The 12,687-nt window shown below is 61.6% G+C and carries 14 protein-coding genes; 11 read left to right on the top strand and 3 right to left on the bottom strand.

What is annotated here, in order from left to right:
* Positions 1-10 precede the first annotated feature (10 nt).
* The 11 genes from phnF to ACWKWM_RS07855 all read left to right on the top strand — a co-directional run bounded on the left by phnF (position 11) and on the right by ACWKWM_RS07855 (position 9,406).
* Positions 11-745, top strand: coding sequence for a phosphonate metabolism transcriptional regulator PhnF (phnF, locus tag ACWKWM_RS07905; RefSeq protein WP_483845606.1), 735 nt, complete (start codon positions 11-13; stop codon positions 743-745).
* Between the two features lie 14 nt (positions 746-759).
* Positions 760-1,236 (top strand): phosphonate C-P lyase system protein PhnG, encoded by a 477-nt coding sequence (gene phnG / locus ACWKWM_RS07900; RefSeq protein ID WP_483845605.1) that lies wholly within the window; start codon positions 760-762, stop codon positions 1,234-1,236.
* A complete protein-coding gene (phnH, locus tag ACWKWM_RS07895; protein WP_483845604.1) occupies positions 1,236-1,868 on the top strand; it encodes a phosphonate C-P lyase system protein PhnH in 633 nt (210 codons plus the stop codon). The genes phnG and phnH overlap by 1 nt, the downstream gene beginning before the upstream one ends.
* Positions 1,868-2,959, top strand: coding sequence for a carbon-phosphorus lyase complex subunit (locus tag ACWKWM_RS07890; protein WP_483845603.1), 1,092 nt, complete (start codon positions 1,868-1,870; stop codon positions 2,957-2,959). The genes phnH and ACWKWM_RS07890 overlap by 1 nt, the downstream gene beginning before the upstream one ends.
* Positions 2,956-3,831, top strand: a complete 876-nt coding sequence (locus ACWKWM_RS07885) for an alpha-D-ribose 1-methylphosphonate 5-phosphate C-P-lyase PhnJ (RefSeq protein ID WP_483845602.1) — start codon at positions 2,956-2,958, stop codon at positions 3,829-3,831. The genes ACWKWM_RS07890 and ACWKWM_RS07885 overlap by 4 nt, the downstream gene beginning before the upstream one ends.
* Positions 3,828-4,682 (top strand): phosphonate C-P lyase system protein PhnK, encoded by an 855-nt coding sequence (gene phnK, locus ACWKWM_RS07880; RefSeq protein ID WP_483845601.1) that lies wholly within the window; start codon positions 3,828-3,830, stop codon positions 4,680-4,682. Before ACWKWM_RS07885 ends, phnK begins: the two co-directional genes overlap by 4 nt.
* Positions 4,683-4,704: 22 nt before the next feature.
* Positions 4,705-5,421 carry a phosphonate C-P lyase system protein PhnL gene (gene phnL / locus ACWKWM_RS07875; protein ID WP_483845600.1) on the top strand — a complete coding sequence of 239 codons (717 nt, stop codon included), beginning with the start codon at positions 4,705-4,707 and terminating at the stop codon, positions 5,419-5,421.
* Positions 5,415-6,584 (top strand): alpha-D-ribose 1-methylphosphonate 5-triphosphate diphosphatase, encoded by a 1,170-nt coding sequence (locus tag ACWKWM_RS07870; RefSeq protein WP_483845599.1) that lies wholly within the window; start codon positions 5,415-5,417, stop codon positions 6,582-6,584. The genes phnL and ACWKWM_RS07870 overlap by 7 nt, the downstream gene beginning before the upstream one ends.
* Complete coding sequence (gene phnN, locus ACWKWM_RS07865; RefSeq protein ID WP_483845598.1) at positions 6,584-7,150, top strand: phosphonate metabolism protein/1,5-bisphosphokinase (PRPP-forming) PhnN; 567 nt, start codon at positions 6,584-6,586, stop codon at positions 7,148-7,150. Before ACWKWM_RS07870 ends, phnN begins: the two co-directional genes overlap by 1 nt.
* Positions 7,141-7,905, top strand: a complete 765-nt coding sequence (phnP, locus tag ACWKWM_RS07860; RefSeq protein WP_483845597.1) for a phosphonate metabolism protein PhnP — start codon at positions 7,141-7,143, stop codon at positions 7,903-7,905. Before phnN ends, phnP begins: the two co-directional genes overlap by 10 nt.
* A 679-nt stretch (positions 7,906-8,584) precedes the next feature.
* The gene (locus tag ACWKWM_RS07855) at positions 8,585-9,406 is read left to right on the top strand and encodes an alpha/beta fold hydrolase (RefSeq protein ID WP_483845596.1); all 822 of its coding nucleotides are present in this window, start codon (positions 8,585-8,587) and stop codon (positions 9,404-9,406) included.
* Between the two features lie 202 nt (positions 9,407-9,608).
* Here ACWKWM_RS07855 and ACWKWM_RS07850 read toward each other — a convergent pair whose 3' ends face one another.
* The 3 genes from ACWKWM_RS07850 to msrB form a co-directional block, all read right to left on the bottom strand.
* Positions 9,609-11,045 (bottom strand): catalase, encoded by a 1,437-nt coding sequence (locus ACWKWM_RS07850; RefSeq protein ID WP_483845595.1) that lies wholly within the window; start codon positions 11,043-11,045, stop codon positions 9,609-9,611.
* Positions 11,046-11,324: 279 nt separating this feature from the next.
* On the bottom strand, positions 11,325-12,053 hold the full coding sequence (gene msrA / locus ACWKWM_RS07845; protein ID WP_483845594.1) for a peptide-methionine (S)-S-oxide reductase MsrA: 729 nt from the start codon (positions 12,051-12,053) through the stop codon (positions 11,325-11,327).
* A 49-nt stretch (positions 12,054-12,102) separates the two neighbouring features.
* The gene (gene msrB / locus ACWKWM_RS07840; protein WP_483845593.1) at positions 12,103-12,621 is read right to left on the bottom strand and encodes a peptide-methionine (R)-S-oxide reductase MsrB; all 519 of its coding nucleotides are present in this window, start codon (positions 12,619-12,621) and stop codon (positions 12,103-12,105) included.
* Positions 12,622-12,687 lie beyond the last annotated feature (66 nt).

Raw genomic sequence — 12,687 nt, 5'->3', positions numbered from 1 at the left:
TTTTTTAGCCATGTACTTGTCTAGACAATCCGAACCCTCGCATCGCGAAACACTGCCTCGCGAACCGATGTACCGGGAGCTGGCGGACACCCTGCGCAGCGAGTTGAGCGGTTTCAATGCAGGGGAATACCTGCCTGCCGAGATCCAGCTGGCAGCGCGATTTTCGGTCAACCGCCACACCGTGCGCCGCGCCATCGACGAACTGGTGCGCGAAGGCAGTCTGCTGCGCCGCCAGGGCAAGGGCACCCAAGTCCTGGGTCGTCCGTTGATTTACCCGGTAGCCGCTGAAAGTGCCTACAGCCAATCGTTGTCAGCTCAAGGACATGGCGTTGAAGCGATCCTGTTGCAGCGCCGCCACTGCATCGCCACCCGCGAAGACGCCGAACATCTGGGCCTGCCAGAACACGCGCCATTGATCGAACTGCAAACCCTTCGCCGCCTCGACGGCCAGCCGGTGAGCCTCATACGTCACCGCTATTGCGCCACCCGCAGCCAATTGCTGGCCGACTACAAAAGCGGGTCCGTGCGCCAGTTTCTGGCTGAGCGGGACCTGCAACTGACGCGCACCTTCAGCCTGATCGGCGCCCGTTTACCCAGCCGCGAAGAGGCCAGCGTGTTGCTGATGCCGCGCCATCTTCCGGCACTCACCGTGCTCACTCTTTCGCGCGATGCAGCCGGCCGGCCGGTGGAGCTTGCGCAGTCCACCAGCCGCTCCGACCGCTTCCAGTACCAGGTCGTCACATGATGGAGATGCCTCTGATGCCTGCCTCATCCCCGAACCCTGAAAGCCCTTTGGATCAAGACAATGCCGAACGTCAGCACTGGATTGGCGTGCTGTCCCGCGCCCGGAGTGCTGATTTGAAGGCTCATGAACCGGCACTGCGCGATGCCGAATACCAACTGATCCGGGCGCCGGAAATCGGCATGACCCTGGTCCGTGGGCGCATGGGCGGTAGCGGTGCGCCGTTCAACGTCGGCGAAATGAGCGTCACCCGTTGCGTGGTGCGCCTGGCCGACGGTCGTACCGGTTACAGCTACCTGGCCGGGCGCGACAAGGCCCACGCCGAACTGGCGGCCCTGGCCGATGCACACCTGCAAGGCCCGCAACAGGCTCGCTGGTTGAGTGAGCTGATCGAACCCCTGACGCAGGCACAAGCCGCGCGCCGGGCCCGGAAAGAAGCCGAAACCGCAGCGACCAAAGTGGAGTTCTTCACCCTGGTCAGAGGAGAAAACTGATGAGCGCCTCTCTTTTTCAATCCGCATCTTCACAATCCGCTGTTTTACAGCCCGCGTTCGCCGATCCCGTGCTCGACGCCCAGCGCAGCTTTCGCGCTGCCCTCAAAGCCCTCGCAGGGCCAGGCGTTACGCAAAACCTGTTGCCTGCGCAATTGCCGCCGCACTTGGAAGGCCTGGCCGCTGCCAGCCACGCTCTGTGTCTGGCGCTGCTGGATATCGACACGCCGCTGTGGCTTGCGCCCAAATTCGACACCCAGGCGATTCGCGCCAACCTGACCTTTCACTGCGGTTGCCCGATTGTCAGCGACCGCCAGAACGCACGCTTTGCGCTGCTCGACGACAGCCAGTTGCATGACCTGAGCGGTTTCGATCTGGGCAACGACCGCTATCCCGATCAGTCCTGCACGCTGCTGGTTCAATTGCCAGCGCTCGAGGGCGGACGGCAGCTGTCCTGGCGCGGGCCGGGCATCCAGAGCGAAAACCAGGTGGCGCTGCCGTTGGCGGATAATTTCTGGCAGGAGCGCGAATCGCGCAGCGACTTCCCCCGGGGCATCGACGTGTTCTTTCTCGCCGGCAGCGAACTGATGGGGCTGCCGCGCAGCACCCAAGTCGCGTTCCAGGGAGGTGCCTGATGTACGTTGCGGTCAAGGGTGGCGAACAGGCCATCGATAATGCGCACAAGGTGCTGGCGAAAAAGCGTCGTGGCGACACCTCGATTGCCGAACTGGACGTCGAGCAAATCCGTCAGCAATTGCCGCTGGCGGTGGCTCGGGTGATGACCGAAGGCTCGCTGTACGACGAGCAACTGGCAGCGCTCGCGATCAAGCAGGCGGCGGGGGATCTGGTGGAAGCGATTTTCCTCCTGCGCGCCTACCGCACGACTTTGCCACGCTTCACCGCCAGCTTGCCGATCGATACCGGGAACATGCTGCTCAGCCGTCGTCTGTCGGCCACGTTCAAGGACGTGCCGGGCGGTCAACTGTTAGGACCGACCTTCGATTACACCCACCGCTTGCTGGATTTCAGCCTGCTGGCCGAGGGCGAATATCCCGGCCCGTCCGCGCAGGAAAACACCGCGTTGGAACCCTGCCCGCGAGTCTTGGGATTGCTGGCCAAGGAAGGCCTGATCAAGGAAGAAGCCGACACCGGCGAGGCTATCGCCGACATCACCCGCGAGCCGCTTGAGTACCCGGCCAGCCGTGCGCAACGGCTGCAGGCGCTGGCCCGAGGCGATGAGGGTTTCCTGTTGGCGCTGGGCTATTCGACCCAGCGCGGTTACGGGCGCAATCACCCGTTCGCCGGGGAAATCCGCATCGGCGAAGTGGACGTGTGGATCGAGCCTGACGAGTTGGGTTTCCCGATTGCCATCGGTGCCATCGAAATCACCGAGTGCGAGATGGTTAACCAGTTCGTCGGCTCCGGCAGCGAGCCTGCGCAATTCACGCGCGGCTACGGCCTGGCATTCGGTCACGCCGAGCGCAAGGCCATGGGCATGGCGCTGGTGGACCGCTCCCTGCGCGCCGAGGAATACGCCGAAGAAATTCAGTCCCCCGCGCAGCAGGAAGAGTTCGTGCTGGCCCACTGCGACAACGTCGAAGCTGCAGGTTTCGTCTCGCACCTCAAGCTGCCGCACTACGTCGACTTCCAGTCCGAACTGGAATTGATCCGCAAACTGCGCAAGCCCTTCAACGGGCAGGCGCACGCCAAGGAGAACGGCCAATGAACGCCGCCACCCAACCCCGGCCTGCGCGGGATGAGGCTTACAACTTCGCGTACCTGGACGAACAAACCAAACGGATGATCCGTCGCGGCCTGCTCAAGGCCGTGGCGATCCCCGGTTATCAGGTGCCGTTCGGCGGCCGTGAAATGCCGTTGCCCTACGGCTGGGGCACCGGCGGCATGCAGCTGACGGCGGCAATTCTTGGCGCCGATGACGTGCTGAAAGTCACCGATCAGGGCGCCGACGACACCACCAACGCAGTCTCGATCCGCCGCTTCTTCGCCCGCACCGCAGGCGTCGCCACCACCGAGCGCACGCCGGAAGCGACGATCATCCAGACCCGCCACCGGATTCCGGAAATGCGTTTGAGCGCCGACCAGATCATGGTGTATCAGGTGCCCAATCCCGAGCCGTTGCGCTTCATCGAGCCGCTGGAAACCGAAACCCGGACCATGCACGCGCTCAACGATTACGGGGTGATGCACGTCAAGCTCTACGAAGATATCGCCACCTTCGGCCACATCGCCACGGCCTATGCATACCCGGTGACGGTCAATGATCGCTACGTCATGGACCCCTCGCCAATCCCCAAATTCGACAACCCGAAACTGGACATGAGCCCGGCGCTGATGCTGTTCGGCGCCGGTCGCGAGAAGCGCCTGTACGCGGTGCCGCCCTACACCAAGGTCAGCAGCCTGGACTTTGAAGACCACCCGTTCGAAGTGCAGAAGTGGGAACAGAACTGCGCCATCTGCGGCAGCCACGAATCCTTCCTCGACGAGCTGATTCTCGACGATCAGGGCACCCAGAGCTTCGTCTGTTCGGACAGCGATTACTGCGCGCAACGCGTGCTCCAAGGGGAGAACGGCCAATGAATGCTGCCCATGCAATCAACGACGTGACACAGACCGATCGCGCAGCCGACCGTGCCACCGACCGCTCGCAACCGCTGCTCAAAGTAAGCGGACTGGGCAAACTGTATGGTCCGGAAAAGGGCTGTCAGGACGTCAGCTTCGAGCTGTATCCGGGCGAAGTGCTGGGCATCGTCGGTGAGTCCGGTTCTGGCAAGTCAACGTTGCTGTCGCTGCTCAGTGGCCGTTGCCCGCCGGATTCCGGGCGCATCGATTACCGTCGCGCCGACTCGCACAAAGGCGCCGGCCGATGGCTGGATCTGTACAGCGCCAGCGAGGCCGAGCGTCGCACCTTGCTGCGCACCGAATGGGGATTCGTCGAGCAGAACCCCCGCGACGGCTTGCGCATGGGCGTTTCGGCAGGGGCCAACATCGGTGAGCGTTTGATGGCTCAGGGCGTGCGCAATTATCAGGCGCTGCGGGCTGCAGGGCTGGATTGGCTGAATCAGGTCGAGATCGACCCGGCACGCATTGATGACCTGCCGCGGACCTTTTCCGGCGGCATGCAACAGCGACTGCAAGTGGCGCGCAATCTGGTGTCCGGCCCGCGTCTGGTGTTCATGGACGAACCCACCGGCGGCCTCGACGTCTCGGTGCAAGCGCGGCTGCTGGACCTGATGCGCGGCCTGGTGCGCGAGCTGGACCTGGCGGTGGTGATCGTCACCCACGACCTGGCGGTGGCGCGGTTGCTGGCGGATCGCTTGATGGTCATGCGTCGCTCGCGAGTGGTCGAGACCGGCCTGACCGATCAGATCCTCGACGACCCGCAGCATCCTTATTCGCAACTGCTGGTGTCCTCGGTCCTGCAGCCTTGATCCGGTCTTTGGAGTGCTTTTGATGAACACGCTGATCGAGGTCCGTGACCTCTCGAAAACCTTCACTTTGCATCAGCAGAACGGCGTGGTGCTCAACGTGCTGCGCGGCCTGAGCTTCTCGGTGCGCGCTGGCGAATGCCTGGTGCTGCATGGTCAGTCCGGCGCTGGCAAAAGCACCTTGCTGCGCACGCTGTACGGCAACTACCTGCCAGCGGGCGGCAGCATTCGCGTTCAGCATCAGGGCCAGTGGCTGGAACTGGTGGGCGCCGAGCCCCGGGAAGTGCTGGCAGTGCGTCAGCAAACCCTGGGTTACGTCAGCCAGTTTCTGCGGGTCATTCCGAGGGTGTCCACCTTGGACGTGGTGATGGAACCGGCGCTGTCCCGAGGCTGGGGGCGCTCGGACGCCAAGGCCCGGGCCGAGGATTTGTTGGCGCGTCTGAACATCCCGCAGCGCCTGTGGCAATTGGCGCCGGGGACGTTTTCCGGCGGCGAGCAACAGCGGGTCAACATCGCTCGCGGCTTCATGGTGCCTTGGCCGCTGATGCTGCTGGATGAACCCACTGCCTCGCTGGACGACACCAACCGCCAAGTGGTTCTCGAGCTGATCAACGAAGCCAAACACGCCGGCGCTGCCGTGATCGGTATTTTCCACGACCGTCTGGCCCGCGAAGCGGTGGCCGACCGTCATCTGGACATGACCCCAGCGGAGCTGACCGCCAAGGAGTTGCTCGAATGCTGAACGAACAGATCCTGACCAACGCGAGAATCGTCACCGGCGATCAGGTGTTCAACGGCACGGTGGTGCTGCGCGACGGGCTGATCAGCGAGGTCGAAACCGGCCTCAGCCGTCTGCCACATGCGCAAAACCTCAACGGCGATTACCTGTTGCCCGGCCTGGTGGAGCTGCACACCGACAACCTCGAAAAATACCTGAGCCCGCGTCCCGGCGTCGACTGGCCGTCGGCTTCGGCGATCATCAGCCATGACGCGCAGATCATCGCGGCCGGCATCACTACGGTGTTCGACGCGCTGTCCATCGGCGACGTCAACCCCAAGGGCAAGCGCATGCAGCAATTGCCGGGGATGATCGACGCCATCGCCAAGGCCAACGCCTCGGACATGACCCGCGCCGAACACCGCCTGCACCTGCGCTGCGAAGTCTGCCACCCCGACACGCTGAGCGTGTTCCGCGATCTGGTGGAGCAGCCGCTGGTGCAACTGGTGTCGGTGATGGACCATTCGCCGGGTCAGCGTCAATTTGCCCTTGAATCCAAGTACCGCGAGTACTACATGGGTAAATATCACCTGAGCAGCGAGCAGATGGACGAGTTCGTCGTCGAGCAGGTCGCCAACTCCAAGACCTACAGCGACCGTTATCGCAAGGCTATTGTCGACATCTGCCTGGCGCGCGGGCTGTCGGTGGCCAGTCACGATGACGCGACCTTGGCGCACGTGGAGGAGTCGGCGGCTTACGGCATGTCCATTGCCGAATTCCCGACTACGCTGGAGGCGGCGCAAGGTTGCCGTCGCCTGGGCATGAGCGTGGTGATGGGCGCGCCGAACATCGTTCGCGGCGGCTCGCATTCGGGCAATATCGCGGCGGCCGACCTGGCGAAAGAAGGGCTACTGGATATTTTGTCGAGCGATTATTATCCGGCGAGTCTGTTGCAGGCAGCGTTTGCGCTGGCCGCGCAACTGGACTCTTTTGGGCAGGAGGGCGGGCAGGGCGCCGGGCTGGCCAAGGCGATGGACACGGTCAGCGGCGCACCGGCCAGGGCGGCGGGGCTCAATGATCGCGGCGAAATCCGTGTCGGTCTGCGGGCCGATCTGATTCACGCCAGAAGCCACGGCACGCTGCCGGTGATCCAACAGGTCTGGCGACAGGCGAAGAGGGTGTTTTGATGGCAGGCAGGTTGATCTATCTCATCGGACCGTCCGGTTCGGGCAAGGACAGCCTGCTGGATGCGGCGCGCGAACCTTTGGCCGAGCGTGGCTGCCGGATCGTGCGTCGGGTCATCACCCGTTCGGCGGAAGCAAATGGCGAGGCTGCGCAGGCGGTCAGCGTCGAACGGTTTCTGACGATGCAGGCGCAGGGCGAGTTTGCCTTGAGCTGGTTTGCCAACGGCTTGCACTACGGCATTCCCGTCGAGATCGATCAATGGCTGGCGCAGGGGCATGGCGTGCTGATCAATGGCTCGCGCGGGCATCTGCTTCAGGCTCGCGAGCGTTATCCCCAATTGCTGGCCGTGCTGCTGACGGTGGATCAGGCAGTATTGCGTCAACGCCTGCTGGCGCGAGCGCGCGAATCAGTGGACGAGATCGACGCACGACTGGCGCGCAATGCGCAGTTTGCTTCGGAGCTGTCGGCGGGCGATTCAGGGTTGTTTGAGCTGGATAACTCAGGCCCGTTGCCCAGTACTGTGGCGCGCTTGATTCATCATCTTGATCGCGAGCGCGTATGCGCCTGACCTTGCTCGGCACTGGCGATGCGCGCCAGGTGCCGGTCTATGGCTGCCAGTGCGTGGCGTGTCTGGCTGCCCATGATGATTCGCGCTGGCGGCGGTTGCCGTGTTGCGCGCTGGTGGAAGTGGGTGATCAGCGTTGGTTGATCGACAGCGGGCTGACAGACCTGTGCGAGCGTTTTCCTCCGCATAGTCTGAGGGGGATTCTGCAGACCCATTACCATGCCGATCACGCTCAAGGCCTGTTGCATTTGCGCTGGGGGCAGGGGTTGGTGATTCCGGTCCATGGCCCCGCGGATCGCGAAGGGCTGGCGGACCTCTACAAACATCCGGGGATTCTGGATTTCAGTCAGCCGTTTGCTGAATTTGAAACGCGGCAGTTGGGTGCATTGAATGTCACCGCGTTGCCGCTGGTGCATTCCAGGCCGACGTTGGGTTATTTGCTGGAAATCGAAGGCCGACGTGTCGCTTATCTAACCGATACAGTTGGCCTGCCTGAAGACACCACGGCGTATCTGCAACAGGCGCCTTTGGATGTGTTGATCCTCGATTGCTCCATGCCGCCTCAGCCGCAAACCCCGCGTAATCACAATGACCTTAATCTGGCGTTGCAGATTGTCGATGCACTGCAGCCACGGCAGGCAGTGCTGACTCACATTGGGCACACGCTGGATGCGTGGTTGATGCACGAACCCCGCGAGCTACCCGCCAACGTCACCATCGCCCGCGACGGCATGGTCTTGCAACCACAGGCCCTGTAGGCGCGAGCTTGTTCGCGAAGTGTTTCGCCTGACACACCGCACCGAACCCTCGCCAACAAGTTGGCTCCTACAAATCACGAGCACCACGAACGCATCGGTTATTGCGGGTTTGCTCGAATCCGCATGTCGACAGTGCATCAGCTTTTGTTGGAGCGAGGCTTGCCCGCGAAGCTGACGCCTGGATTCGCCTGACACTGCGCGTCGTTAACTTCGCGGGCAAGCCTCGCCCCAACGGTTCGGCGTTAAACCAAGATTGTGCAAACATCCGAAATCCCTGTAGGCGCGAGCTTGTTCGCGAAGTGTTTCGCCTGACACACCGCATCGCAGCCTTCGGCAGCTCCTTCAGGTACGGGCTAATCCTGGATTTGGGCTTGACGCCGAATGTGTAGGAGCGCGCTTGCCCGCGATGACGGTGTGGCTGTGCCGCCTATGTCTTCTGACCCAACGCGATCGTGGGCAAGCGCGCTCCTACGGTCTTCATGCGCCGCGAATGTCGGTCCACCACAAACCTACAGGGGACTGCTTTTTTTCGTGGGAGCGGACCTGTCCGCGAAGGGGGAGGCGAGCCCGACGCATGGCGCAAAACAAGCACAATCTTTCAAGTCGTTTGGCCCATCTGCGACTAGGCTCACTGGTTCTTGCATACCCCATCCGTGAAACGATACGAGGATCGCGTCCCATGACTACCTTGACCCTGAAAGACGGCACCGAGTTTTTCTACAAAGACTGGGGCACCGGACAGCCCATCGTGTTCTCCCACGGCTGGCCGCTGGATGGCGATGCCTGGGACGCGCAGATGCTGTTTCTTGGCCAGAAAGGCTATCGCGTCATCGCCCACGACCGTCGCGGTCACGGCCGTTCCGGGCAGACCTGGGAAGGCAATGACATGAACACTTACGCCGATGACCTGGCAGAGCTGTTCGAACACCTGGACCTCAAAGACGTGATCATGATCGGTCACTCCACCGGCGGCGGCGAAGTTGCGCGCTACATCGGTCGTCACGGCACGTCACGTGTGGCCAAGGCTGTGCTGATCGGGGCAGTTCCGCCGATCATGCTCAAATCGGCGAGCAACCCTGAAGGCGTGCCCATCGACGTATTCGATGGTATTCGTGCGGGCGTGACAGCAGACCGTTCGCAGTTCTTCAAGGACCTGGCGATGCCGTTCTTCGGCTTCAACCGTGACGGCGCCAAAGTGTCTCAGGGCGCGATCGATTCGTTCTGGTCCATCGGCATGCTGGGCGGGGTTAAGGCCGAGTACGACTGCATCAAGGCGTTCTCTGAAACCGACTTCACCGAAGACCTGAAAAAGATCGATGTCCCGACGCTGATCCTCCACGGCGATGACGACCAGATCGTACCCATCGCGGCCTCTGGTCTGAAAAGCCACGAGCTGGTGCAAGGCTCGACCCTGCACATCGTCAAAGGCGGCGCCCACGGCATGTGCACCGTGCAGCCGGATGAGATCAACGAGATCTTGCTGGGCTTCATCAAGGGCTGAAGCGGGGCAACGCCGGCGTAGAGCGAACAGAGGACTGTGGGAGCGGACCTGTCCGCTAAGACAATGTGTCGGGCAAAGGATATATGTCGGGCACCCGGGCCTCTTCGCGGACAGGTCCGCTCCCACGGGTGCTGTGTCCGGTGACGTCGAACGTTGAAGTATGCATTCCCACGCACAGCGTGGGAATGATCTCAAGCTTGTGTCAGCCAACCATTTCGATAGCCGCCGCAACCCCCGCGCCATAGGCAGGATCGGCCTTGGTGCAGTTGTCGATGTGGCGTTGTTTGACCAATGCCGAGGCGCCGGAAATTGCCCTCGCCGTGTTGAAGAACAGTACCTGTTGCTGCTCAGGCGTCATCAAACGGAACAACGCTCGCGGCTGCGAGTAGTAGTCGTCATCGTCTTCCCGGAAATTCCAGTTGTGCGCCGCACCGTCCAGGGCCAGTGGTGGCTCGGTGAAGTCCGGTTGCTCGACCCACGCGCCTTTGCTGTTGGGCTCGTAACCGATGGTCCCGCCCGCATTGTTGTTCACCCGCATCTGACCGTCGCGGTGGTAACTGTTGACCGGGCATCGCGGGGTATTCACCGGAATCTGGTGATGGTTCACGCCCAAACGATAGCGCTGCGCGTCGCCGTAAGAAAACAAACGTCCCTGGAGCATCTTGTCCGGTGAGAAGCTGATCCCCGGCACCACGTTGGCCGGGTTGAACGCCGCCTGCTCGACGTCGTGGAAATAGTTGTCCGAGTTGCGGTTGAGCTCGAACTCACCCACTTCAATCAGCGGGTAATCGGCGTGGGGCCAGACTTTGGTCAGGTCGAACGGGTGGATATGGTAAGTGCCGGCATCCGCTTCCGGCATGATCTGCACGAACATTGTCCACTTCGGAAACTGACCCTGCTCGATGGCGTCGTACAAATCGCGCTGATGGGTTTCTCGGTCGCCGGCAACCTGTGCAGCGGCTTCTTCGTCGGTGAGGTTCTTGATGCCCTGTTGGGTTTTCATCGTGAACTTGACCCAGTAACGCTTGTTGTCCGGGCTGATGAAACTGAAGGTGTGGCTGCCAAAACCGTGCATGTGACGGTACGAACTTGGCAGGCCGCGATCGCTCATCACCACGGTGACCTGGTGCAGCGCTTCGGGCAGTGAACTCCAGAAATCCCAGTTGTTGTCGGCGCTTCGCATGTTGCTGCGCGGGTCGCGTTTGATCGCGTGGTTCAGGTCCGGAAACTTTAACGGATCGCGCAGGAAGAACACCGGCGTGTTGTTGCCCACCAGATCCCAGTTGCCTTGCTCGGTGTAGAACTTGATCGCAAAGCCGCGAATATCGCGCTCGGCATCGGCGGCGCCACGTTCCCCGGCCACGGTAGAAAAGCGAATGAACAGCTCGGTCTTTTTGCCGATCTCGGAGAACAATTTGGCCTTGGTGTAGCGAGTGATGTCGTGAGTCACGGTGAAGGTGCCGAACGCGCCGGAACCCTTGGCGTGCATGCGCCGCTCCGGGATGACTTCGCGGTCGAAGTGCGCGAGCTTTTCCAGCAGCCATACGTCTTGCAGCAACAACGGCCCGCGTTTGCCCGCTGATTGCGAGTTCTGGTTATCGACGACAGGTGCGCCGGCGACGGTGGTCAGTTTGTTCATGGTTCAGGCTCCTCAGGTGGACATTCAAGTCTCTTGAAGGGCAGCGCTTTTTTATAGGACGGTTGTGCGTTTTGACACTGCGGTACGGCGAAAAACAGGCAAAAAAAAGCGCCTGAACCAGGCGCTAAAGGGGAGGAGTGAACGTTAACTGGCGGGCTCGGTGGCTACAGAGATGAATGATGACCTGTAGGAGCCAACTTGTTGGCGAGCAAGGCGGTGCGGTGTCAGGTATGCCGCCTCGCGAACCAGTTCGCTCCTACAGAAAGTCAGCGTTCGCGTTTATAACCCCTCTTTCACCAACACCGGCTCATCGCTGTAGCGATCGGCGAACAACTGCTTGAGCTGGCCGACTTTGGGCAGGTCGTTAATCACGATGTACGGGTAGGTCGGGTGAGTGGTCAGGAAGTTCTGGTGATAGCCTTCGGCTGGGTAGAACTGCTGACCGGTCTCGATTTTGGTCACGATGGGCGCGCTGAATGAATGAGCGGCGTCCAGTTGCGCGATATAGGCCTGGGCCACGGCTTGTTGTCCCTGGCTTTCGGGGAAAATCGCCGAGCGATATTGCGTGCCGTGGTCCGGCCCCTGACGGTTCAATTCGGTGGGGTTGTGCGCCACAGAAAAGAAGATCTGCAACAGCGTGCCATAGCTGACCTGCTGCGGATTGAAGGTGATTTTCACCGCTTCCGCATGACCGGTGTCGCCGTCACTGACCCGCTCGTATTGCGCGGTGTCCGCCTTGCCGCCGGCATAACCGGAAACCACGTTTTTCACACCATTAACGTGCTGGAAGACACCCTGGACACCCCAGAAGCAGCCGCCCGACAGCACCGCGGTTTCTGTCGTCGCGGTGCTGACCATTTCATCCTGTTGCGGCGGCGCCAGTGCCACGGAATCTTCGCCGGCAAACGAACAGGCAGCGGTTTGCAGCAACAGTGCACCGGCCAGCATGCGCAGGCCGCCGCGACGCCAGGCTGGCAGTGCTGCTTTGAAAGCGTTCAGGTTTTTCATACAGCGCTCCAGAATTCAATCAGAAGTAATGTTGAGTAGCGTCGCCTCTTCAGGCCGCCCGCTTTTCAAATGTCATCGCCAGGCCGTTCATGCAATAACGCAGACCGGTGGGCTTGGGGCCATCGGTGAAGACGTGGCCCAAATGCCCGCCGCAGCGCCGGCAGTGAACTTCCTTGCGGGTCACGCCGAACGAGGTGTCGGTGCGGATCGCCGTGGCGTTTTCCAGCGGCGCCCAGAAACTTGGCCAGCCGGTATGGCTGTCGAACTTGGTGCTGGAGGCGAACAACGCCAGCGCGCATCCGGCGCAGGCAAACGTGCCGTCGCGGTGTTCTTCATTCAACGCGCTGCTGTAAGGTCGTTCGGTGTCTTCGTGGCGCAGCACCTGATATTGGTCATCGTTGAGCATCGCCCGCCACTCGGCATCGGTGTGCTGCACTTCGAAGGTGCCGATCGGGGAGTCCCTTGGTGCCAGCGCTTCCCCGTCGGCAAATTTGGGCAGCACGCCCAACGCTATGACGGCGACCCCGGCGGTGGCGCTCAAGGTCAAAAACTGTCGTCTTGAAAACATGAAAACGTCCTCGAAGTCGCTGTGCATCCGATGGCAATCAGGCGATGGAGCAAGACTAGGCTCATG

The sequence above is a fragment of the Pseudomonas rosaeacicularis genome (assembly GCF_057128745.1).
The sequence above is the reverse complement of the archived record's forward strand: the minus strand, read 5'-3'. Positions and strand labels throughout refer to the sequence as shown.